Consider the following 23,485-nt stretch of genomic DNA (forward strand, 5'->3'; position numbering starts at 1 on the left):
ATGTTTGTCTTTACTATTGCCCGTTTCATTATACGTTCCGGGTTATTTGAGTTAGATATAGACCCAATCCAAATATTAAAGCACAGATGCTGCATGTAGTAATGCGGAAACCCAACCTATTGAAGAACTAAATACAAAAAAGTCGGTTATTGGATCAAGTGCTCTAACCAACATTACAAGGCCGAGCGCTTTTAATTGATTAGAAAAAACGAGTATAGTTATCATTAATCCAATTGAAAATTGTCTGATGCCCATCGCTAATGGAGTTGCTACCTTTGAGTAGAGACATTTTATAGACTAAATATAAAGGAACCTATAAATTTGACCAATATGAAAAAGCGGGAGTTTGACAATGAATTCAAGAAAATGGCTATTTCACTTTCTGAAGTAAAACAATCTGTAAAAGAGACGGCCATTGAACTAGACCTCGATGCCTCCAGACTGAGCAAGTGGCGCAACGACCCCCGCTACAAAGGGGGGAAAAAATATGATGGACGCTGCCGGTCTCAGTCAGGACCAACAAGAGATCAGGCGTTTAAAGAAGGCGCTCCATAATGCGGAACTGGAACGGGACATCCTAAAAAAGGCGGTGGGCATCTTTTCCAAGGGAGACGGGCGATATACGGGTTCATGAAAGAGCACGCAGTAATCTACCCCGTTGAAAAGATGTCCGTCGTTTTAAAAGTGAGCAGCAGCGGCTATTATAAATGGTTGGGGACACCTGTTGGCAAGCGTGAAAAAGAAAACATCATCCTGTTGAAGAACATACAAAGGGTATATGATGCCAGTAAGAAGCGTTATGGTAGCCCCAGGATAGCAGCCTCCCTAAAATTGGAGGGAATTGCGGCATCTCGTCCACGTATTGCGCGGTTGATGTCCAAAAACAACATATGTAGCATAACAAGGAAGAGATATCGCAACACTACCGATTCCAACCATGACTATATTGTACCAGAAAATCATTTGAACAGGGATTTTGTGGCAATCGAACTCGCTCAAAAATGGGTTGGCGACTTTACCTATATCCCGATCGGAGAAGGTTGGCTCTACCTGGCATCGGTGACAGACCTCGCCGACAGACAGGTTGTTGGCTGGAGCATGGCCGATAACATGACCGCACGCGAAACCACGGTTGCCGCATGGAATATGGCCGTGAAAAACCGGCCCATTGTAAAAGAGCTCCTTTTTCACTCCGATAGGGGCGTACAATATGCATGCGGGGAGTTCTGTAATGTTTTTGATGGTCTGCCAATAGTACAAAGCATGAGCAGAAAGGGAAACTGTTGGGACAATGCCGTGGCAGAAAGCTTTTTCAAGACGATAAAGACCGAACTGATATACCACAGGAAATTCACAACCAGGGCAGAGGCAAAACTAGAAATATTTGATTATATAGAAGTTTGGTACAATAAAAACAGAATCCATTCGGCACTGGGTTACCTAACCCCGAAAGCATTCGAGCAATCCCTCATCTCTAAAAGAAAACGTGAGATGATGATGCAAAATGAAACATAAAGAAAATCAATAATATCTAAAGTAATGCTTCTCAAAAAAAATGAAATGTCTCCACTTTACTATTGCAATTCCAATAGGCTGATTCGTCATAATAATGGAGACTGCAAATCCATATTGTGCGCAATTGTCTCGAAAAAGTTCATCAGGATTTCGCTAAGCTGACAAAAAAGGTAGTTAAAAATCTAGGGATCTTTCAGTGCTCAGTCGGGAAAATATGGTTGTTCTTTAATAATTGTCGTAAAAATTGCAAAATTGTCTAATTCTAAACATTGGCAATCCGCAAAGCGATTGACATTATTTTAAAACCTAAAAGATGTGCAAAAATGATTTGGATGAAACGTTTATGTTATCCAAATATTTTTTGGTTTTTAAGCGAGCGAGTGATAAATGCTTAAAGTAATTTTAACGACTTTGCATTTCATGATGAGCTATCTTGTATCCTTTATCATTTTCATTTAGCGCATGATAATTTATTGGTGGTGCGCATTTATTGTTGGCTCGGTTTCCTTGCTCGAGTTTATTCAGCGTGTTCAGCCTTTCTTTCTCAATATCTGAAGGATCTCCAAATAGAAAAAACATCTTTTTTCTAAACCCTTTTGCAAGGCGAACATCTCGCCATATATCAATAAATTCATGAAAATTAATGTAGAATGGATTTCCTTTTTTTTCTAATTTATGGGTCAGGCCGTAAATTACCTTTTCATGCTCTGGCTCGTAGGTGCCGAAAATTCTGTCCCAAATAATAAAGGTAGCGCCAAAATTCTTGTTAATGTATTTTTCCTGAGACCCATGATGTACCCTATGGTTAGATGGAGTGGCAAACAGGTATTCAAAAGGGCGAGGTAATTTTTTAATATATTCTGTATGCACCCAAAATTGAAAGAGTACAGCAATTTGGTTGGCCACAAAGAACACAACAGGATGAAATCCCGCAAGGGCTACAGGCAAAAAGAAAATTATTTTGATGTGCTGAACCCAGCTCAGCCTAAAAGAAACGGTAAGGTTGTAATTTTCCCCACTATGATGAACGATATGAGTTGCCCACCAAAATCGTTGATGATGCGAAATGCGATGCGACCAATAACTACAAAAGTCGAGAAGGATATAACACGGTATAATTGTCCACCAAGTTAAAGACATCCGCCAAGGCAGCAGGTTATAAATGGCTACTATAAGAAAAAACAGGCCGAATTTCAATAAAAATGCAACAAAAACATTTCCTATGCCAACAAGAATAGAAGCAATTGTTTCTTCCTTATTATAGATATCGCGATGCTGCCTATGCGAAATAAACCATTCTATAAGCACGCACAAGAACATTACAGGGGCTGCCCAAACGATAATTTCTGGTGCGTTAGCAGTTATGTTTTTCAGGTTATCTAGTTCAATGGGTGCTGCGCCAAAAAGGTTAATAGTCATATAAAAATTTAATTGTGCAATTGTTTGCTGCATAATAAACCAATGCGAAGCGAACAAATAAAACTAATAATGGGAGAGCGAGTTTTTGTGAGAAAGAAATTAATCGCAGTTGCTAAAAAATATTTCGTAACTGCATCTTAACTAACGACAACATAGATACGGATTTTCTAGTGGATTACAAAAAATCGGGCTAGTTTTGAATGCCTGAAGCCTAATTTTGTAACTAATGTTAATTGAAAAAAACACAAAGACTCAGAATTACTAAGAGCAAAAGAATTTATTTAACATCCATTACACTCCCTTAGTCTCTCGTTATGTTTGTTGTATAGATTCGTAAATAATAGGGGACAATTTGCATTCCCCAAAAATGCTTCTTGGAACAAATAAAACCCATAAAAATAAGTATGGTAGAAGCTTTGCAAACTGATTTGCAGTTTTTTGATTATTTTGAGATTTGGATTTTTATCCAACATTCTGTCGTTTAAGGTGAATTCAAAAAACACCAACATTTAGAATTTGTTCACAATAAAAGACCCCCCCTAAATTTAGTGTGTAAAAAAATCATTTTTGTAGATGTATCCTAGTTGTAGATCTATCCTAGTGTCTGGTAAAAGGTTTCAAAGCGATATTTAGGAAAGACCTATATCGAGAACAAATTTATAGATAGCAGTTAACAGAATGGGCGTTCAGAGAATCCGTTTTTTGTTTCGAGAAGACGATTGGAATCTGTTTCTAAAGAAGATTTACCATCATATTGAACTATCTAGAAAATCTGTTAACAACCTTATCGCAACGGCATTAAAAAAAGCTGCTAATAGGATTGGCAAAAAAGTACGGCCAGTTATTAAGTGGTAGGTTGCGCGTTTGGAGCAAGTTGGATGTTGGCAGATAGGTTAGGTTGATGATGCAGGTTATTGCTTAAAGCAATGCAAATTTTTAACAATCCAGTTTTAGTAAATTTTTTCGAAAAGTTGCTCACACAGATTTTTTTTTAGAAAGCTTTACATTCTTTTTGGCCTAAACTTAAGCTAGTCAGTATATAATGCTTTGGTCTCTTAGGTTAAGATTTTCAAAAAAATTATTTAAAAAACTAATACTCGAAAATCAAATTATTCCTAACAAATTTAAAAAAAAAGGGTTTAGTTGTTTAGTATTATAGCAATTGACTAAGTGTTCACTAAATATATTCGCTTGAAAAATTTTAACCCAAATGGAATTTCATTTACAAACGATGGTTTGCAAACAGATCTCGAGCTGATAAAAAGAGCCTTAGATTCTAGTATTTCGGGAATTATCATTACTGATAACCAGCAGCCCGATAACCCAATTATTTATTGCAATAAGGCTTTCGAAAATATGACAGGCTACGGCCATTCGGAAATCATAGGCCATAACTGCCGTTTTTTGCAAGCGAAAGACAAGGGGCAAGAATCAATTGATGTTTTGCGCAAGGCGATAAAAAAGGGCGAGCCATGTATGGTGGAAATAAGGAATTATAAAAAGAACGGAGACCTGTTTTGGAATGAGCTCTACCTATCGACCGTCAAAAACTCGGAGGGTAAAATATCCCATTTTATTGGCGTGCAAAATGATGTGAGCAAGAGAAAACAAACCGATCTCGATTTGATCCAACATCAAGAAACGATGGAAAAAAAAATCGTCGAACGCACAAATTCCATTAAGGAGAGCGAGGAATATTTAGCAAGTATTATCCAAACGGTAAAACAAAGTTTGGTTGTATTAGATAAAAACATGCAAATATTGAGCGTAAACAAACACTTTTTACAAACCTTTAAAGTGTCTGCAAACGAGAGTGAAGGAAAGTCTTTCTATGAGTTGGGTAATGGCCAATGGAATATTCCTCATTTAAAAGAAATGTTGGAGAAAATTTTACCAACCAACAGCCAAATTGAGGATTTAGTGGTAGAACATGATTTTCTACACATTGGGAAGAAATTTATGTTGATAAATGGATATCGTATAAAATTGGAAGGGAACTATAAAGATAGAATTTTGCTCGTTATTGAAGATGTTACAGATCGAATGGAATTAGAGCGAAGGAAAGACGATTTTTTGAGCATAGCGAGCCACGAGCTGAAAACCCCGCTCACAACGGTTAAGGGATATATGCAGATGATACAACGGATGATTCCTGAAAACTCTTCTGATAAATTTAAATCCATTGTTGGAAAAACTGTTTTTTATCTAGGAAGATTGAACAATTTGATTAATGAGTTATTGGATGTTTCCAAGATTCAAACGGGCAAGTTAGAAATATATAGAAACGAGTTCGATTTTGATAAAATGATAGCGGAAACTGTAGAGGGGATGCAGATGGCACGTCTAAATTGCCAAATCACTGTAGAAGGTGCTACTAAAGCTATGCTAAGCGGAGACGAATCTCACATTATTCAAGTGGTAAATAACTTGCTGTCTAATGGCCTTAAATATTCTCCAGATAACGACCATGTTTTAATCCAACTTTCTCGGGTAAGTACTTTTGTAAAAGTTTCTGTAATAGATAATGGAATTGGAATAAGCCAAGATGATCAGAAAAAAATATTTGATCGTTTCTTTCGTGTTGGGGAAGTGCAAAAAATATTTCCTGGTATGGGAGTTGGCCTGTATGTGTGCGCAGAAATCATCAAAAACCATGGCGGGTCGTTATGGGTAGAAAGTGAAAAGGGAAAAGGTTCTAATTTTAGTTTTACGCTACCAATTGAAGGCTTATGATGCCTATAAAAATTTTGATTTGTGATGATGATGAAGGTATTTTAGACATGCTTGCTTTAGTGCTGGAAGAAAATTTTAACATAATTACGGAAAATAACAGCGCAAATATCTACGCACTAATAGAACAGGAAAAACCAGAATTTCTTATTTTAGATCTCTGGATGCCTGTGTTATCCGGAGATGTGATTTTAAAAAATCTCAAAAAAAACCCTAAAACTGCTAACTTACCTATATTGGTCGTATCTGCTAGTGCTGATGGCAGGAAGATAGCTATGGAAGCAGGCGCCGACGATTATCTTGAAAAGCCTTTTGATGTGGACGTGTTGACTAACATTATTTATAAGCTACTTAATCAAAAGTGACATTTAACCGTAAGGTATTACCATATCTAAGTTATCGCCAAAAGAGCTAACCAATAAAACCATAGATTTTGGCGCATGAGATGCGCCTCTAAATGATGAGCAAAAACAAAACATGGGTGCAGAAGTGCTGCACAATTCTGTTTGTTGTGCGAGTTGGTAGAATATGGCCCGAGTAACGAGGTTTTTCAAAATCCTAGAGATGAACGCACCAAAAATTATATCGACGGCGTTTTTAGCTGATTGGAAATAGGAGGGAGGTTATGGGCGACAGGTTTTAGGTAATAGGTTTTAGGTCTTTAGGTTTTGGGTAAATCGTCTCACCCAAACAGGAGCTTTTATTCTTGTCTCGGTTAGAAGAAATTTTAGTTCTCTTCATAAATTAATCATCGTCGTGTTTTGCCTTCTTTTCGGCAACTACAAAGGCACTTCTGCGTGGCGCGGGCATAGTAGAGTTTTCCCCTTTTACAGATTTCCAAATAACGGCGTTCAACTCCAAGTCGGGTATTTCATCTTCTTTTTTAAGATTAAAGGCTGCCGATTTTTTAGAACTTTTGTTTACGGCTACATTTCTATCGTCCAAGTTTGTAGATGATTTTAGGTGTTGATAAGGCGAAAAATCTGCATTGGGAGTAAAACAATCGAAAAAGGGTTTTGCGGCCGCATCATATTGGCTCATCGGCGGCAGGCCGAGAATAAGCTCCATTGTTCGTAAAGCGCCACTGGTAGAATACATGGTATGGATAGCTTCTTTTCTCTTTGTGTAAGGGCTTATAACCAAAATTGGCGATCGGTGTGCATCTATGTGATCGGGGCCATTTTGGGCATCGTCTTCCAACACAAAAACTACCGATTCTTTCCAGATTGCGCTGTGCGAAAGATAATCTACAAATAAACCTACAGCAAGATCATTATCTGCAATAGCAGCCGTGGGCGTAATCGCGCCAATCTTTTGTCCGCTGGTATGATCGCTAGAGAAACGCACCGTATTAAATTGAGGAACTTTGTTTTGAGCCAATAATAAATCAAAATCTTTTTTCCATGCAGTAAAACGGGTGGTATCTTTTATGGTCATGTTAAAACCCGCATAACCCGGACAAAAGTGGTTTTCTAACGATTTAATATTTGCAGTTTTTCCGTCGGTAAACTCTCCATAAGTGCGGTAGCTAATTCCAGCCCTTTGGCAATAGTCCCAAATAAACCCATCTTTTGGAAAAGCAATTTTTCGGGTACCTTCAAAATCATACGTTCCGCCGCGACCACCATAACTTATTGGCCAGCTTTTCTCTACATAATCATTGGCGTAAGCTGCCATGCTCCAATTGTGTCCGTCAGCACTTACTTCTGCATCTACATAAAAATTATCTAGCAAAACAAATTCATTCGCCAAGGCATGAATATTTGGCGTTACTTTTTCTGGAAAAAGACAAAGATTGCTGTCTCCATTTCCTCTTTTTACATCGCCCAAAATCTGGTCGTAAGTTCTGTTTTCTTTAATGATGTAAAAAACATGTTTAATTGGGCTGCTTTCTCCCAATTTAAAAGGAATAGGATTTTTAACAGCGGGGTTTATCGTTTTTATACCAAAAGGAGAGTTGTTGTAAACTTGCTTGCTGTACTTAGCCAATTGCTCAACAGTGGGCTGTTTAATAATCGAAAGTGTGCCCTTAAATAATCCGCCAATATATTGCACATCTTTCTTTGCCGTGGGGCTTTTTTGATAGCCGCTGTCATCATTCCTGCTAATTGGCTGAGGCCCTTTTGGATTAGGCAAACTTGTAAAGCCCTTTCCGTTGGCAACCCATATTTTATCTCCATAACTTTTTACAGAAGTTGGGTACCATCCTGTCGGGATAAAGCCTTTGCTAACGCTGTTGCCGGCGTTGCTCACATCAAAAACAGCTAAGCAATTGTTATCTGCATTGGCTACATATAGGGTTTTTTCATCTTGAGATAAAGCCAAACCATTGGTTGTAGAACCTGTTAAGTTTGTTGGATACAGCGAAGCAGAAATAACTTCTATTACTTTTTTACTGTCGGTATTAATCACCGAAACAGAATTATTTCCGGCATTTGCAACATATAAAACGCTGCCTTTCTTATTCAGGATAATTTCGTTCGGATTGTTTTCTACCCCGATGCTCTCTGTTATTTTTTGCTGTTGAACATCATAAATCGCCACCTTTGCAGCGCCCCATAAAGAGATGTAAAGCATTTTATGGTCTGGAGAGAGGACACAAGAGTATGCCTCTGCGCCCAAGGAAATATGATTTTTAATTTTTTTGCTTTTTAAATCTACCACATACAAACTGTTATCTTCTTTGGTTACGGTATATAAAATTTTATTTCTATCATCAACGGCAATGCCCGTTGGGCTAATCTTATTTGGCCATTTTTTGCCGAGTGTTATCGTATCGGCGTTTCCTATTTTTTGCTTGATGATGGGATAAATTAAAATGATGTTATCATTGGCGCCGCTTACATACAGTTTTTTATCATCCGCACTAAATTGCAATCCGTACCAAGCTTTTTTAATGGGATGCTCGTCTAAAATTTTATCAGATTTTGCATCAATCAATTGTATGCTTTGGGTACTTTGGCCATTGTTGGTAATTGCCAACAATTGATGATTGTGAGACAACTGAATATTTAAGGGCAAATCTCCCAGCTGTAAGGACTTTCCCGCCGGACTTAAAGACCAACCGTTGGGCAGCAGAATACTTTTAGCATGTGGGTTATTGCTAGGTGTTTGTGCTTTCGCCGAATATTGAGAAGTTTGTTTGTCGGTTTGAGCTTTCAATACCGGGAGTGCCGAAAAAATGCAAAAAGTTAACGAGAGGAGCTTTTTCATCATGTTTTTTTGTTGCAAAAATACGAGCGCTCTTTTAAACCTATGTAAATTTAGCATTAAGCTACCGTAAATTATCATCCTTCCGGGATTTGTTTTTTATGGTGTTTAATTGTTCAACCTAGGCTGGTTGCTTAGCCGAAAATTAATGCTGCATCCAAGCTGTAAACTCTTGTTAAAATGGATATTTAATGGATTTTTGAGCCAACCTAATAAAAAAAGCTATTTACGGTTTCCCGTTTTTTAATATGAAAAATCGCGGTTAACTTGGGCGAGCAAACACACTTTTATGCGCTTAACTTTATAGAAATACTTTGGATGTTTTTGCGAAAAAGTATATTTAAAAAACGCAACTGAAATGTGCCTTGATTTTGTTAAAACAAGATTTTTAAAAAAGAAAGTTGCGTATATTTGAGAGTTGTCTGCAAGCTTGCGGCCACCAATTGACACTTAACTATATAATCTATGACTTTTGAATTTTCGGATGGAGACGGTTTTATATCAATTGTAAATGCTGACAAATATAAGGGTTTTGTTGATAATGATTGGGGTTTAGACCAGCTTTTCAATCATTTCGTTGACCAAATGAATGACCGTAATATAATTATTTGGACAAGCAACGAAGATGGGGGGAACGAATGGAATATTCACATATCAAACCGTCCTTCTTTAAATGACGAGTTTAGGCATTTTAGTTTCCCTATTGTTGTGACAAACGAATGTTTATACCTTGTTCCTTATGATGACTTGACTATGGTTGCACAATTTGAAAGTGAGGTTATATCGGCAAAGTATAATTCACATCTTAAAATTGAAATGACTAATGGGTCATATAATGTAACCATAAGACAAATGTTCGACCCAAAGAATTTTGACTACGAATCGGATATTATTCATTTTGAAATGATTTTTAATTCTGTAAATACGATTGCCAACCAAAAAGCAGACAAAGTTTTTTGGTGGACAGAATAAGCCAGCACACAACATCGGTTTGGCAATATGGCGGGTTTGGTGCTAAATCAAAGATTTGTGCTTCCTTTGAAGGTTGGTGATTATAGAAAGTTTCGGCTTCTTTATCCGCCACATCGCCAAGCCGAAAAACGTTAGCGGTAATTTTACCGACCGACCCTCACGAAGAAAAAACGAATTAAAAAAACTTTATAGCTATGGGAATATTCGACTTTTTAAAAAATAATAATCTAAAGTCTAAAACGGAAAACATATTACAATCTAAAGAACCTCAAGACCAAGAATTAAAAAATGAAGTTTTAGAATTTATACGACAAGAAATAAAATTTGGGTTTGACAATCAAGCAGATATTCTTGAAGCTGTTTGGACTGCAGGTTTTGAGAATGAAGACCAATTAAATGAAGAGTGGCTGAAACAAATAATTGCAGAGCATTACAGCCAAAATCAAACAGAAAGTAAAAGATGGACAAAACCAACTGATTTTGACAAATTAGCAAATGTGTTTGACGAATTAAATCAAGAAAAAATAATCGCTTTGCATAAAGCAGGTTATACAAAACAAGACGGTTATAGTGATGTAAGTGAAGTTGTTCATTTACTTAAAGATGGGAATATTATTCCTTTAGGCTATTGTTTTTATCATACGCAAGATTTGGAAAGAGCAATTGACCCTACAGGCAAAAATCTATTTCTCGCATTCGACGACATTAAACAAAACACGGAAGAATCGATTTTAATTGGGCAAAAAATTGTGTCAAAACTACACGAAAAAGGCTTTATTGTCGAATGGAATGGAACAATAGAACAAAGAATTGAAATCAAAAATATTTCTTGGCAGAAAATACCAGACGGTCAACCTTGGGGAATAACAAGAACAATGGAATATTTAAATAAGAGAATAGAATAAAAACTACCGCTAACAGCTAAGGCTTCGTTGGGCTCGCAGAGCCGACAATGAGGACTCGGTTGAACAGCCTGTCCCGTCGGTACGGGAGAACCGGTTACATTCCCTCCCTTTATGGGTTTTTCGTAAAATAATTTGAAAGATCTTAAGAGGAACTGATTCCTCTTTTTTTGTGGAGGTAAGATAGACTTGGTGTCTATCGTTTTTTCCTCCGCGACTGGGCATAGATTCCCCTACCCATGCCGCTAGCTGGCGATACGGGGAACAGTATTTTGGCGAATACCGATGAAAGCGGCGGGCGGGCCCCGTCCATCGAACAGCAGTATGGTATGCAGGTTGCCTGTTCTGCAGCAGCTACATTTTCTTGGCAATGGAGCTTTCTCTCTTTTTTCGACGACGATAACATGGAGGCTCTGCTGCAGGCTTTTCATCTTTTTACGCTTTCAGGTGCTGCTCAGAAAACCATAATGTCGTATTTTCACAAACCGTTTGTGCAACTATGCAGTCCTAAGATGGCTCAGACAGAAATACAAAGAAATCCCCCTATTATTTGCCCATTGGGCTTTGTTACATCCTCAAAGATGAATTATCTTTACGTGATTTAAAAACATGAAGAGCCCCCACATTGGGCGGGGCAGGCTGTATGAAGGGAGACTTTTACGTACGGTGCTGTGACAACGCAGAGGTACAATTCCTTTGCGTAACTCACTTATGCGTCACCAAATGATTATCGTGCAAACACAAACCAGACAACATAATACAAATTGACAAATGGAAATTAACTTTAAGAAATTAATGTCAAATAAATCGGACGATGAACTTCAAAAATATCTGGACAATCGGACGAAATTCGTACCAGAAGCTATTGAATCAGCAGTCGCTGAAATGCAAAAGCGCGGCCGAGTATTCTCTGAGGAAGAACTTGACAGTTATAGAAATGAGTTTCAAGCGAAACGAGAAGCGGCAGAAAAAGAGAAAAATGAATTTTTCGGAAATCAATGGAAGAAAAATGTTGTGACAGACGAAAATGCTCCAGCGTATTATTCTGAAAGAGCAATCTATATTTTTTCAATACTTTTCAGTGCAATTTTTGGTGCTGTTCTTTTAGCAATAAACTGCCGTAGCACGAACGAGAAAAAAGGTGTGTGGGAAGTTATTGCTTTTGGTGTTGTTTATACAGGGTTGCAACTTTGGGTCCTCTCAATGATACCAAGGAGTACGGGACTTACTCTTGTTTTTAGTTTGGCCGGAGCTTTATTAATGAACCATTTCTTTTGGAAAAAATATATTGGCAAGAACACTAAATACAGAACTAAACCAATTTGGAAACCCCTTATAATTGGTTTAATAATCTCTACACTTTTACTTCTTGCGGTTATTCAAGGAGGTTTCGAATGACAACGACAATGGTTCTGCAAGCAATGGCATTTGTGCATAAGTTTTTAAACCGTTGCCAGAAATACCAGAAAAATCGTTTTTCAATTAAACATTTGGTAAAAAATTTTATTTTTGAGTAAATACGCTAACTATGGATTTACAAACTAGGAAACTGAATTTAATAACCTACTTGGCTCAAATTAAGGACGAAATATTTTTTGATAGATTGGAAAGTTATATTCTAAAAAGGGAGTTTGAACATAATCTTGACTTAAAACCGTTTATCGTTGAAGAGTTCATTAATAGAATTGAGAAATCGGAATTGGATTTTATAAACGGGAATTTTAAAAGTCAAGAAGATTTAGAGAAAATATCCGGAAATTGGTAAGAATGAAAATAGTTTGGACTGATTTTGCAACCAGAAATTTAAAGGATATTTTCGAATATTATTCTACTAAAGTAAATAAAGAAACAAATTCGCTTAATAAATATTTACGCTATAAATTAAATTATGTTCAAATTTTGTAAACATTTTAGTGTTGATAAATTATTAGATTTCTGTTAATCAAGTTATTAAGGTGGTCTATTTGATAACTTATGCTCTGTGTTAGTTTTTGTAGTTTTCTATTTTTGTATATTTGTCCTTCGTCACAACAAGTACAAATTCCTAAAATAGTCGAATCATGCAGATAGAAAATCCACCCAAAAACAAAGCTATTTACACACAAGAACAAGCTTATCAAGCTTCTGTAGTTTATTTTAAAGGCGATGAACTTGCAGCACGCGTGTGGGTAAATAAATATGCGTTGAAAGACTCTGAGGGAAATATTTATGAAGATACTCCAGACGATATGCACTATCGCATTGCAGGCGAAATTGCACGGATGGAGGAAAAGTATCCCAACCCACTGAGTGAGGAAGAGGTTTTTGAAGTGATCAGAGATTTTAAATACATCGTTCCGCAAGGCAGCCCGATGGCCGGAATTGGCAATCCATATCAAATTGCTTCTCTTTCCAACTGTTTTGTGATCGGTAATGATGGCGATTCTGATTCGTACGGTGGTATTATGAAAATCGACCAAGAACAAGTGCAATTAATGAAGCGTCGAGGTGGAGTAGGCCATGACCTGTCGCACATCAGGCCAAAAGGCTCTCCGGTAAAAAACTCGGCCTTAACTTCTACAGGGATTGTCCCTTTTATGGAGCGCTATTCAAACTCAACTCGAGAAGTGGCGCAAGATGGTCGACGCGGGGCTTTAATGCTTTCCGTATCTATAAACCATCCAGATGCTGAAGATTTTATCGATGCTAAACTGGAACAGGAAAAAGTTACGGGCGCAAATGTATCTGTGCGGATGGATGATGCTTTTATGCAGGCTGTAAAAGATGGAAAAAGCTATACCCAAAAATATCCTATTTTTAGTGAAAACCCGAAAAATACTAGAGAGATTGAAGCTGGAAGGCTTTGGAAAAAAATTGTGTATAATGCTTGGAAATCTGCTGAGCCCGGCATTCTTTTTTGGGATACCATTATTAAAGAATCTGTGCCAGATTGTTATGCAGATCTAGGCTATAAAACAGTCTCTACCAATCCTTGTGGCGAAATTCCGCTTTGTCCTTATGATTCTTGTCGGTTGTTGGCGATCAATTTGTTCTCTTATGTTGAAGACCCTTTTACAACCAAGGCAAAATTTAATTTCGAGCTTTTTAAGAAACACATCAGCATTGCCCAAAAAATAATGGACGACATTATCGATCTCGAACTGGAAAAAGTAGGTGCCATCATTGCCAAAATAGATGCAGATCCGCAATCGGATGAAGTAAAAGCGGTAGAGAAAAATCTTTGGCTAAACATTAAAAAGAAGGCAGAAGAGGGAAGAAGAACCGGAATTGGCACTACTGCCGAGGGGGATATGCTTGCCGCTTTGGGATTAAGATACGGCAGCAAAGAAGGTGTCGATTTTTCTGTCGAAATTCACAAAATCATCGCCATAGAAGCCTACCGTGCGTCGGTTAATACCGCGAAAGAGCGAGGTGCTTTTGCAATATTTGATGCGGACCGTGAAAAGAAAAATCCTTTTATTCTTCGCCTAAAAGAAGCCGATGAAAAATTGTATCTTGATATGTTGGAATATGGTAGGAGGAATATTGCCTTGTTGACAATCGCCCCTACAGGAACCACCAGTTTGATGACGCAAACTACCTCGGGCATCGAACCCGTTTTTCTTCCTGTTTACAAACGAAGAAGAAAAGTAAATCCAAACGACAAAAACGTACGTGTTGATTTTGTAGACGAAGTTGGCGACAGTTGGGAAGAATACGTTGTTTTTCATCACCGTTTTAAGCAGTGGATGGAAGCCAATGGCATCGCGATTGATAAAAATTACGGTCAGGAAGAGCTGAATAAGATTGTAAAGAAATCGCCATACTACAAAGCAACTTCTAACGATGTAGATTGGTTGAGTAAGGTAAGAATGCAGGGCGCGGTGCAGAAATGGGTAGATCATTCTATTTCTGTAACCATTAATTTGCCCAACGATGTGACAGAAGAACTGGTTGGTAAACTTTACCTAGAAGCTTGGCAGGCAGGCTGCAAAGGTGTTACCGTTTACCGAGATGGATCTCGCTCTGGCGTTTTAATTTCTAATGAGGAGAAGAAAGAAGACGAGAAAGAAACCTTGACAGCCTTCCCAACCAAACGGCCTGAAATGTTAAATGCCGATGTGGTACGTTTTCAAAACAGCAAAGATAAATGGATTGCCTTTATTGGTTTGATCGATGGAAAGCCTTACGAAATTTTTACAGGTTTTGCAGATGATGAAGATGGAATATTGATTCCGCGTTGGGTAAATGAAGGGGTGATTATTAAAAACCGGAATGAAGATGGGAGTTCGCGGTATGATTTTCAGTATCAGAACCAACGAGGTTATAAAACCACTATCGAAGGTTTGTCCCATAAATTCAATCCGGAGTTTTGGAATTATGCCAAACTAATTTCCAGCACGCTGCGCCACGGAATGCCTATTGAAAAAGCAGTTGAGCTCATCAGTAGCCTTCAGTTGGATACAGAAAGCATCAACACTTGGAAAAACGGTGTTGCGCGTGCCCTAAAACGCTACGTAGCAGATGGAACGGAAAGCAGTAAACAACGATGCGAAAACTGTAACAGTACCTCGCTTATTTACCAAGAAGGCTGCCTTACGTGCAAGGATTGTGGCAGTTCGAAGTGTGGGTAATAAGAAGATTTAAAGGTTATAGGGTACAGGTGTTGGGTTATAGGTTATAGGCGGTAGGTTTGACTGGATGCGGTTAATTGCAGGGCGACATTTAATCTCGCTCTCGCGCGCTTTGGGATGTTAAGCTTTCGCATCCCGAAATTGTTTGAAACTGGTTTCCGAATGCCCAAACAACAAAATACGTTAAAGCTGTAATTTATATAGATTGCAGCCACCGTGTTTCCAGGTTTGGATATGGCAATGCTGAACGCGTCGAACAGCCCTAATGCTAAAGTTGAAAAATCATAGCCTAAAACGAAGATTTAGCTGAACAAGCGGTTGTTTATGGTCAGTAAAGATTTCTTATTGTCTTTTGGTTTTTCGGCAAATCAAAAAAGCTTTCATCAAGTTTCATCTTTTTTATTCCAGTTGCTACACTTACGAATGAAAATTGGTCGGTCTCCACAATCACTTTTAAAAGCAATGAATTTGATCGCGAAAGCACGTCGTACCAATTTCCGAATTTGTGGTGTATATAGAGTTTTGGGTTAACCGAAAGGTTTTTGTTGAAATAATATTTTTGTATCCCACTTTTGCAAGTTAAAATCAGTTCGTCGCACGGATAGCCTAAAATTTTCATCACATTTTTATGTATTTCGGTTTTTAAGATCTTGTCAGTATTGATAGATGCATCATTCCAGATTAGCGTCTCAGAACTTTTTAATTTGCTGTAAAGTTTGTTGTCTTTATTTACATAAAGTTGCCAGTTAATAAATAAACCATTGGTAACCGATTTATAGTCGCCATTTTTTATAAAATATTCTTGGGCCGAACCCATCATGGTGGTCAACTGCTCGTTGGTCATTTTGGGTGTTTTACTTTTGTAAGCATTTCTATAAACTATTTTTCCTTCAAAAGTTTGTGCATAACCGCTTATTGCGAAAAGGGCAACCAATAAAAAGGGAAGTATTTTTGTCATTTGGTTTTTTGATCGTTAATTTAATCTGTTTTAACAGCTGTCAACATTGTTCCCCTTTGCGAAGTGGCTAATGTTTAAAGTTTACTAGATTTTTTAAAGGTAAATTTAAGATTTAATCTGCAAGCTTCCCTAGGTTTTTTATACAATGCAAGAGATTAGTTTGATAAATACCTTCCCCTCAATTTTTGTAATTTTAGCTAATACTCCTATTTTATATGAAGTATGATTTTGAATAATGTTAAAATGATTTGCTGTTTTGAACTCCAATTTAGCTCGCGGTGAGTTTCCCTATCCGTTTTTCAAAAGCTTTACGCGGAGCTCCATCAGCAAGGATTTCTCCACAGTAAGTGTACCCTAGCTTTTCCAAAATTCTTAACATAGGCACGTTGTCAAAATTGGTGTCTACCCGAATGCTGTAGGTTTTTTGCTTAATGCATATTTCTTCGATTAGGTTAAATAACTGTGTCGCGGTGCCTTTGCCTTTAAATTTGTTTGATACTGCTACCCGGTGCACCGTTAAATAATCGTCGTTGCTCAGCCACGCTCCCTCAATTTCAGCGTAATTAGGTTCTATACCGTTAAGGATTGCTGCGTAAGCAATGATTTGCCCTTGGTCGATAAGTACAAAAGCAGCGCCATTTGCAATGTCATTGTTTACGGTTTGTTCGTTTGGATACCCATTTTGCCATTGCGTGCTTCCGTCTTGTTTTCTCTGCTCAATGGCTTGTTGTAAAATTTCCCAAATAATGGGCTGCTCTGAAAAAGAAGCTTTTCTTAAAATCATTTTTGTGTTGCTCAATTTGCCTCCCGCCTGCAAAGTATTTGCACCAACCAAATATCTGTATTGTCGTTGCGTTTATTTTTTGGTCAAGTTAATAAATTGATATGTTACTTTGTTATGCTGCCTTAATTTCCCAAATTCTCTATTCTTGGTCTTTATTCTTTGGTCTTTAGTCTTTTAGCTTTAGTCTTTGTTCCTACTTAATTTTATCAACACCTCAAACCTTTATCTGCACGGGTTGTTTTAATCAAAACCCTGAGCCATGATAGCAGATTATTCCACTCTACAATTTAGCCTTAAAGGAAAGATCTTTAAAGGTTTTTGTGTGAAGATTCAGGATGATTTTCACGAAACCTACGCAGTGGTGCTAGATGGCTATCATTCGTTCTGTATTTGGTTGGATGACAGGAACACCAAATGGTGCGCTTCTAGAAACGCGATGATAGATGCTGAGGCGCTAGACGAAATCATCATCAAGATATCGGGAGCTAAATCAGCAACATAATTCTTAGGTCTTAGACCCTTTATCAATTTGGATAAATAAAATTACTATAGCCAACTCGGTGAGGTTGGCCTAGCAACTGTTTGCAGGAAAAAACGCCTGAAGCTGCTGCGAAGAGGATTCTCAGCCGCGCGCGGGAATAAAGCAAAGGAAGGGCTTCGAATCATCGATAATAAAAAGCTTGGCGAATTTTTACCCAAAGAGGTGCCAGCCTTGAGTTTATTCACGAGTGTTTATTGATTAAATGCGTTCATGATCTCGCAGAAATGCTCAGTTCTGCGACTTTTTTTTCAAGTCTATGTGGTTGCAGAACCAAATCTCAAAAATAGATAAATTTGTGGCAGGGCGCTTAGAAACCTTGCCAAAAATAATTCTATTTACGGCAGAAGATATATCGAAATTTGGATAACACGGAGTTCTAAAACAGCAATTTTGGAATACCGTTCGCAATCCCGAAGGGATTGAATGTTTATAGAAAACATTGTATTAAAAATTATGCGACCCTGTCGGGGTCGTATGCTGCAATAAGGAATTGGCGCTATAAACATTTGAACCGTTCCGGTTCAGGTTGCGGAGATTTACAAGGGCAAGGTATTTGGTTTCAATTTTAAAGAACATTATTTTCAAATCCGGTTTATTTGGCTGTGGGACCGAATCTCAAAAATAGATGACTTTGTGGGCGATTCCTTAAAAATCTACTAACTGTAATTTGTTATATAGTAGAAAAAAGTAGAACTCCTGTCCGGATAGGACAGCTTAGGTAAAGCAGAGGCCTATTTTGGTAAGGTTGAAGCCCGCAGAGAAAAAGGAGGTAGAATGCAATTATCTTCAAGATTAACAACTTACAAAAAAGTAAATGATAGCCTTTCTAAGTCTTTTTGATCAGAAGCCTCAGATAAACAATAAAACTGTAGAATTTAAAAAGGCTCTTAATCTTTTGAGCAAAAAAAGCGAAGGGTTGCTTCGCCAGAAAAAAATACATTTCAATTTTTAATATTTGTTATCGCAAAATTTCTTCTAATTTTTGGGTTTGATGGTTTGCCAACTTTTGCAGTGGACTAGAAGCAAGCATTTTCATCATCGGGTTCAAATCTGCCGAAATAATCAGTTTGGCGTTTGTGCTAGAATCGTTTATTGAAGACACAATCCATTTTAACTCTAACTCAAAGGGGGCTTTTTCAGAAGGAACGGCCGTTAGCTCTTGATTTTCTATTCTATTGCTGATTTTTAAGGCAAGCTTGGCCATGTTTTGGATGGTAAAACTCGCTTCATCTTCTGTAGATTCCCAGTTGTAAATGTTTGGCGGCATTAATTGTTGGTGGTTGTTCATGTTTGCCAAGAATGCATAAACCTGTTCAACCGGTTTGCCAACTGTTACTTCACTTTCTATAATAGTCATACGATGATAAGCTTTAGTTTAGAGGTTTATCGTTGTTCTTTATCCATTTACAGGTTCTTCCTTGTGCCATTTCGATGGGTTTAAGCGCCATTTATTAAGCATTTCCACATCATTCGGAGCAATAATGCTGTGCTCTGCAGCGTAACGGAGCAAGGCACTAAAATTAGAGAGTGTTTCGAACCTACATTTTGCTTCTGCAAAATTTTGTGTTGCTTCTTCGAGGCCATAACTAAATATCGCCGCTAGGCCCACTACAGATAAACCTACTTCTTTTAATGCAGATACAGCCTGTAAACTGCTTTTTCCGGTAGAAATAAGGTCTTCAATTACCACCACGCGTTGTCCATCTACATATTCGCCTTCAATTAAGCTTCCTGTACCATGGTCTTTTGCTTTCGAACGCACATAAATAAACGGTAGACCAAGTTCTTGCGCTACCAATACACCCTGTGGAATGCCTGCTGTGGCAACGCCCGCAATAACATCAACCGATCCAAATTCTTCTTGAATAACTTGAACTAATTTCTGACGGATAAAAGTTCTAACCTGTGGGTGCGAAAGAGAAATGCGGTTATCGCAGTAAATTGGCGACTTCCAACCAGACGCCCATGTAAAAGGATTAGCAGGTTGTAATTTTATTGCTTTTATTTGTAATAAAAATTCTGCTACCTTTATTTCGATTTCACTTTTATTATCCATGGCTCAAAATTACAGAATATATATCAGCGATAATACCCTATTGATAGCTGAATTTTTACCCCAACAGGTAGAAAAAATACAACAACTTGAAATTCAGGATTTTGATTTACAAACTTTTTGCAAAAAATTAGCAAAAAATAGTAAAAAGACCTACATTTTTCTAACCAAAAACCCAAAACAAACCTTTAAGAAGCTTAAAAAAGACAGTACGTTAATTAAAGCCGCAGGAGGACTTGTAGAGAGCGCCGAAAAAAACTATCTGTTTATTTTCAGAAATAAACGCTGGGATTTGCCAAAAGGCAAATTAGAAAAAGGCGAGAAAATGAGCGAGACTGCTGTTAGGGAAGTGGAGGAGGAGTGTGGGGTTAAAATAGCCAAGCTGGGCGAAAAGCTGTGCAAAACCTATCATATTTATCCGCTTGAAACTAAAATGATCATCAAGAAAACCAATTGGTATAAGATGACTGTTAAGGGCGAGCCTAAATTGGTGCCACAAAAAGAAGAGGGGATAGAAAAAGCGGTTTGGCTTAACAGTTACGAAATTGCTACGGTTGTACAGAATACATTTCCGTCCATTATTGAGGTATTAAAAATCAGTAAACTGATTAAATAGGTTGTTATTTCAACAGTTTTAGGGCTTTTTCTGGTACAAATGGGGTTACATCTCCTTGGTTTCTTAAAATATCTCTAACAATGGTAGAGCTTATGGCCGAGTATTCCGGTTTGCTTAACAAAAGAATAGTTTCTACCTCTGGCATCATGGTTTGATTGATTTGGGCAATGGCACGTTCGTACTCAAAATCTGACGCAGACCTAATGCCCCTAAGCATGTAACTGGCATTAATTTTTCGACAAAAATTTACGGTTAAGCCCTCGTAGGTTTGAATTTCTACGTTTTTAAACCCCTCAAACACAATATTTAGGATTTGTTCTCTCTTTTCTGCGGTTAAAAAATTTTGTTTAGAGCTGTTCAGTCCAATTCCGACGACAATTTTATCGAAAAGTGGCATTCCACGGCGTAGAATATCCACGTGTGCAATGGTAATCGGGTCGAAAGAGCCAGGAAATAACGCTATTTTCATCTTTCAAAGATAGATTTTTTTAATTCGGAAGACAATACGCTAATAATACGGAAACCATTAGATGTGAATTATGATCAACTTTTCGAACGGTTACGAGTTTTAGAACTCAAAAAAACTGAAGGAAGAATTGCCATATTTTCGAGTCTCTAAATAGCCGGGCTGAGCATCCATTTTCATGTTGCTCTGATGCTCCACAACCAACAAACCACCTGGCGCCAGCAAACCTTTTTGTTTTACGATAACTGGAATTTGGGGTATGGTAGCTAAATGATAGGGCGGGTCGGCAAAAATAATGTCGTACGTTTCGATAAGTTGGTTTAAGAGCTTAAAAACATCAGCTTTGCGCACCTCTATTGTGTTAAAATGATGTTTTTCTGCCATTTCCTTGATCCATTTTATACAGCCAAAATGTTGGTCTACCGCAAGAATTTTTTCGCTACCGCGAGAAGCAAATTCTAAGGTTAGGCTGCCTGTGCCAGCAAATAAATCTAACACCTTGCAGGTTTCGAAATCGAAGCGGTTTTGCAAAATGTTAAACAGCGCTTCTTTGGCCATATCTGTAGTGGGCCTAACCGGTAAATTATTTGGGGGTTGTAAACGTATTCCCTTTAAATTTCCACCAATTATTCGCATAGTAGAATGGCAAGTAAGCTGTTGAAATAATGTTGTGGCATTTGCGCGGTTAACTCGTTGTAAGATAGGGTTTTTGGAAGATTTATTTTGACGTCTAAAAAATATTTTTGAAGGCAATTGGCATAATCATCGCCGTTTTCTACCAAACCCTGCATTAAAATTGGGGTTGTTTCCTCTAAACTAAGTTGTTGCTTTACAAGTAGCAAGAAGTAATTAAACTCTTCTATATTGCTTGCAGCAAAACTATTTTGGAAAATAAGTTTTCCATCTTTCTGATACAAAAACGTAACGAGATTCGAACCAAAATCTACCAAAAAACAAGAGGAAAGACCTTGATTTGCACAAATCCATAAAGGCGATAAAATCGGAAAAAAAATGGTTTGTGCTGGTAACAAATTCTTTAACTCTGGGTTTATGCCAAAAAGTGTTACCATCTTCAGATCTGCATGCCGATGTTTTGTTATTTCATCTGGACGATCTACAAAGCTGTGGTAATTGTCGGTTTGTTTTTCCTCATACAAATCCTCTGGTAGAAAAAGAACATTGGATGTCTGCACAGCAACCTTAACACTCGCAAATTTTAGCGATAAAAAATGGTCATTGCTAAAGGCTTGAGAAATTTCATGGTTGAGCGGACCCGGCTGTTGTACCGAAAAAAGCACTTTTGGAGTATTATCGTCTTGATTGATGATGGCATAAGAAAAACCATCTTCTGTAACCTGCATTAATAAATGGCATCCCTGCGATGGCTGGGATGTAAAACTACTATCTGCCAACAAAAGAGAATTTTTTTCCATCGATGGCAAAAATAGCTAATTTATGTAAGCTAGCCTAATCTGTCTTAGCTCCTAATTTTTACGAAAATTAAACTTTTAATAGGCGTTAAAATAGAAAATTCGGCTTAATTTCGAAGCATGAGCTATACGCCCACCTATAAAGCCGCAAATACTGCCGCCCACCTTATAACGATGCATTTTGATGAGCTACACCATACGGCCTTGGCCTTGGGCGAAAGCGAACTTGCTGCAAAGCCGAATAAGCAGGAGGTTGAATATTTAATAGACGTTGCGTTTTGGACCAGCTTGCGTCGAGAGGAAGGTTATTTACCTAAAATTTCAATCGCATTTTTATCGCCCGAGCAAACCTCTAAACCACTGGTGTTTGATCAACCAATAAAATTTAATGCCGATACTGTTTCGAAAATTGCACCTGGATTGGAGCGTGCAGGGATTCATTTGTGCGTTTGGCATAAGAAAGGCGAATTATACATCTGGGGAAGTAGCTTAAATATTCCAAATTTTTGTTTTGTGGTTGATGTTTCTGAGCCCGGTGTGGTGGTTGTAAAACACCGCCGAATTTATGGCATTGGCAAGTATACCAATGTAGCTGTTTTAAAAGGCGAGCAGATTAGAATTATAGATAAAAACAGTTGTTTAAATAGAGATTGCCCGCCGGTGTTAAAGGCACTTTTAGATTTAACGGTAAACGCCACCTGGAACGACCCAATTAATATATTGATACAATTTGCTGCATCTATGCGCGCGCATAAAAGGGGCGGTGCCTTACTCATAATTCCCACTAATGATGAAGAATGGAAACATTCGATCATCCATCCAGTAAAATATTTATCAAATCCTTCTTACAAAGGGTTAGCTGGCCTTGCTTCTCGCGGCGGTAGCCATTCAGAAATATTTTCTCAAAGTGCGCTTAGGCGCGAGGTAGAGTATGTTGCAGGTTTAACCGCGGTAGATGGTGCCACCATTATTACCGAAGATTTTGAGCTTGTTGCTTTTGGTGCGAAAATAGGAAGGGCCAAATACAAACCAACCGTTGCAAAGATTTTGTTTTCGGAACCAATTTTGGGTAATGAAGAAAAGATTTTGTTGCCCGGCGAACTTGGCGGAACCAGACATTTCTCTGCAGCTCAATTTGTAAACGATCAGCCCCAAACCATTGCCCTGGTCGCCTCGCAAGATGGGCACTTTACCATTTTTAGTTGGAGTAAGAAGCAAGAATTGGTGATGGCACATCGCATAGAAACGTTGTTGATGTAAAAAAATAGTCGGCATT

Annotated in this window: 23 protein-coding genes and 1 pseudogene; 14 read left to right on the forward strand and 10 right to left on the reverse strand. The window is 37.9% G+C overall.

Features of this window, described 5'->3' with window-relative positions; all coding sequences use genetic code 11:
* Positions 1-75 precede the first annotated feature (75 nt).
* Positions 76-255, reverse strand: coding sequence for a DUF4267 domain-containing protein (locus tag ABIB40_RS15305; RefSeq protein WP_354360260.1), 180 nt, complete (start codon positions 253-255; stop codon positions 76-78).
* 75 nt (positions 256-330) lie between these two features.
* Between ABIB40_RS15305 and ABIB40_RS15310 the strand changes: the two genes are divergently transcribed.
* Positions 331-555: a transposase gene (locus ABIB40_RS15310; RefSeq protein ID WP_354360261.1), complete on the forward strand. Its 225-nt coding sequence runs from the start codon at positions 331-333 to the stop codon at positions 553-555.
* 39 nt (positions 556-594) lie between these two features.
* A pseudogene (locus ABIB40_RS15315) lies at positions 595-1,515 on the forward strand (IS3 family transposase); the annotation flags it as partial.
* A 402-nt stretch (positions 1,516-1,917) separates the two neighbouring features.
* Here the strand turns inward: ABIB40_RS15315 and ABIB40_RS15320 are convergent.
* Complete coding sequence (locus ABIB40_RS15320) at positions 1,918-2,934, reverse strand: sterol desaturase family protein (protein WP_354360262.1); 1,017 nt, start codon at positions 2,932-2,934, stop codon at positions 1,918-1,920.
* A gap of 678 nt (positions 2,935-3,612) precedes the next feature.
* On the opposite strand from ABIB40_RS15320, the gene ABIB40_RS15325 reads away from it, so the two are divergent.
* From ABIB40_RS15325 to ABIB40_RS15335, 3 genes are all read left to right on the forward strand, one after another.
* Positions 3,613-3,789 (forward strand): hypothetical protein, encoded by a 177-nt coding sequence (locus ABIB40_RS15325; RefSeq protein ID WP_354360263.1) that lies wholly within the window; start codon positions 3,613-3,615, stop codon positions 3,787-3,789.
* A 336-nt stretch (positions 3,790-4,125) separates the two neighbouring features.
* Complete coding sequence (locus tag ABIB40_RS15330) at positions 4,126-5,667, forward strand: PAS domain-containing sensor histidine kinase (RefSeq protein ID WP_354360264.1); 1,542 nt, start codon at positions 4,126-4,128, stop codon at positions 5,665-5,667.
* Positions 5,664-6,029, forward strand: coding sequence for a response regulator (locus ABIB40_RS15335; RefSeq protein WP_354360265.1), 366 nt, complete (start codon positions 5,664-5,666; stop codon positions 6,027-6,029). Before ABIB40_RS15330 ends, ABIB40_RS15335 begins: the two co-directional genes overlap by 4 nt.
* Positions 6,030-6,408: 379 nt before the next feature.
* Here the strand turns inward: ABIB40_RS15335 and ABIB40_RS15340 are convergent, their stop codons facing one another.
* Positions 6,409-8,880, reverse strand: coding sequence for a bifunctional YncE family protein/alkaline phosphatase family protein (locus ABIB40_RS15340; RefSeq protein ID WP_354360266.1), 2,472 nt, complete (start codon positions 8,878-8,880; stop codon positions 6,409-6,411).
* 459 nt (positions 8,881-9,339) lie between these two features.
* Between ABIB40_RS15340 and ABIB40_RS15345 the strand changes: the two genes are divergently transcribed.
* The 6 genes from ABIB40_RS15345 to ABIB40_RS15370 all read left to right on the forward strand — a co-directional run bounded on the left by ABIB40_RS15345 (position 9,340) and on the right by ABIB40_RS15370 (position 15,361).
* Positions 9,340-9,846, forward strand: a complete 507-nt coding sequence (locus ABIB40_RS15345; RefSeq protein ID WP_354360267.1) for a hypothetical protein — start codon at positions 9,340-9,342, stop codon at positions 9,844-9,846.
* 194 nt (positions 9,847-10,040) lie between these two features.
* A complete protein-coding gene (locus ABIB40_RS15350; RefSeq protein WP_354360268.1) occupies positions 10,041-10,751 on the forward strand; it encodes a DUF6891 domain-containing protein in 711 nt (236 codons plus the stop codon).
* Positions 10,752-10,987: 236 nt separating this feature from the next.
* On the forward strand, positions 10,988-11,353 hold the full coding sequence (locus ABIB40_RS15355; RefSeq protein ID WP_354360269.1) for a hypothetical protein: 366 nt from the start codon (positions 10,988-10,990) through the stop codon (positions 11,351-11,353).
* A gap of 166 nt (positions 11,354-11,519) precedes the next feature.
* Positions 11,520-12,146, forward strand: coding sequence for a hypothetical protein (locus ABIB40_RS15360; protein ID WP_354360270.1), 627 nt, complete (start codon positions 11,520-11,522; stop codon positions 12,144-12,146).
* A 130-nt stretch (positions 12,147-12,276) separates the two neighbouring features.
* Entirely contained in the window at positions 12,277-12,513 is a 237-nt protein-coding gene (locus ABIB40_RS15365; protein ID WP_354360271.1) for a hypothetical protein, read from the forward strand.
* Positions 12,514-12,808: 295 nt separating this feature from the next.
* Positions 12,809-15,361 (forward strand): adenosylcobalamin-dependent ribonucleoside-diphosphate reductase, encoded by a 2,553-nt coding sequence (locus ABIB40_RS15370; protein WP_354360272.1) that lies wholly within the window; start codon positions 12,809-12,811, stop codon positions 15,359-15,361.
* A 328-nt stretch (positions 15,362-15,689) separates the two neighbouring features.
* Here ABIB40_RS15370 and ABIB40_RS15375 read toward each other — a convergent pair whose 3' ends face one another.
* Together ABIB40_RS15375 and ABIB40_RS15380 are read right to left on the reverse strand one after the other, a co-directional pair.
* Positions 15,690-16,319 carry a hypothetical protein gene (locus ABIB40_RS15375; protein ID WP_354360273.1) on the reverse strand — a complete coding sequence of 210 codons (630 nt, stop codon included), beginning with the start codon at positions 16,317-16,319 and terminating at the stop codon, positions 15,690-15,692.
* A gap of 268 nt (positions 16,320-16,587) precedes the next feature.
* The gene (locus tag ABIB40_RS15380; protein WP_354360274.1) at positions 16,588-17,103 is read right to left on the reverse strand and encodes a GNAT family N-acetyltransferase; all 516 of its coding nucleotides are present in this window, start codon (positions 17,101-17,103) and stop codon (positions 16,588-16,590) included.
* A 259-nt stretch (positions 17,104-17,362) separates the two neighbouring features.
* On the opposite strand from ABIB40_RS15380, the gene ABIB40_RS15385 reads away from it, so the two are divergent.
* Positions 17,363-17,605 (forward strand): hypothetical protein, encoded by a 243-nt coding sequence (locus ABIB40_RS15385; RefSeq protein ID WP_354360275.1) that lies wholly within the window; start codon positions 17,363-17,365, stop codon positions 17,603-17,605.
* Between the two features lie 997 nt (positions 17,606-18,602).
* Here the strand turns inward: ABIB40_RS15385 and ABIB40_RS15390 are convergent.
* Both ABIB40_RS15390 and pyrE read right to left on the reverse strand, forming a co-directional pair.
* Complete coding sequence (locus ABIB40_RS15390) at positions 18,603-19,001, reverse strand: SRPBCC family protein (protein ID WP_354360276.1); 399 nt, start codon at positions 18,999-19,001, stop codon at positions 18,603-18,605.
* 39 nt (positions 19,002-19,040) lie between these two features.
* Complete coding sequence (pyrE, locus tag ABIB40_RS15395) at positions 19,041-19,700, reverse strand: orotate phosphoribosyltransferase (protein ID WP_354360277.1); 660 nt, start codon at positions 19,698-19,700, stop codon at positions 19,041-19,043.
* Between pyrE and ABIB40_RS15400 the strand changes: the two genes are divergently transcribed.
* Positions 19,699-20,313 (forward strand): NUDIX hydrolase, encoded by a 615-nt coding sequence (locus ABIB40_RS15400; RefSeq protein WP_354360278.1) that lies wholly within the window; start codon positions 19,699-19,701, stop codon positions 20,311-20,313. The two genes, pyrE and ABIB40_RS15400, sit on opposite strands and share 2 nt — an antisense overlap.
* A gap of 4 nt (positions 20,314-20,317) precedes the next feature.
* Here ABIB40_RS15400 and coaD read toward each other — a convergent pair whose 3' ends face one another.
* From coaD to ABIB40_RS15415, 3 genes are all read right to left on the reverse strand, one after another.
* Positions 20,318-20,782 carry a pantetheine-phosphate adenylyltransferase gene (coaD, locus tag ABIB40_RS15405; protein ID WP_354360279.1) on the reverse strand — a complete coding sequence of 155 codons (465 nt, stop codon included), beginning with the start codon at positions 20,780-20,782 and terminating at the stop codon, positions 20,318-20,320.
* A 99-nt stretch (positions 20,783-20,881) separates the two neighbouring features.
* Entirely contained in the window at positions 20,882-21,415 is a 534-nt protein-coding gene (rsmD, locus tag ABIB40_RS15410; RefSeq protein ID WP_354360280.1) for a 16S rRNA (guanine(966)-N(2))-methyltransferase RsmD, read from the reverse strand.
* Positions 21,406-22,212, reverse strand: a complete 807-nt coding sequence (locus ABIB40_RS15415; protein WP_354360281.1) for a DUF3822 family protein — start codon at positions 22,210-22,212, stop codon at positions 21,406-21,408. Before ABIB40_RS15415 ends, rsmD begins: the two co-directional genes overlap by 10 nt.
* 117 nt (positions 22,213-22,329) lie before the next feature.
* On the opposite strand from ABIB40_RS15415, the gene ABIB40_RS15420 reads away from it, so the two are divergent.
* Entirely contained in the window at positions 22,330-23,469 is a 1,140-nt protein-coding gene (locus tag ABIB40_RS15420; RefSeq protein WP_354360282.1) for a putative sensor domain DACNV-containing protein, read from the forward strand.
* Positions 23,470-23,485: the final 16 nt, after the last annotated feature.

The sequence above is a fragment of the Pedobacter sp. UYP30 genome, assembly GCF_040547165.1.
Lineage (GTDB): Bacteria > Bacteroidota > Bacteroidia > Sphingobacteriales > Sphingobacteriaceae > Pedobacter.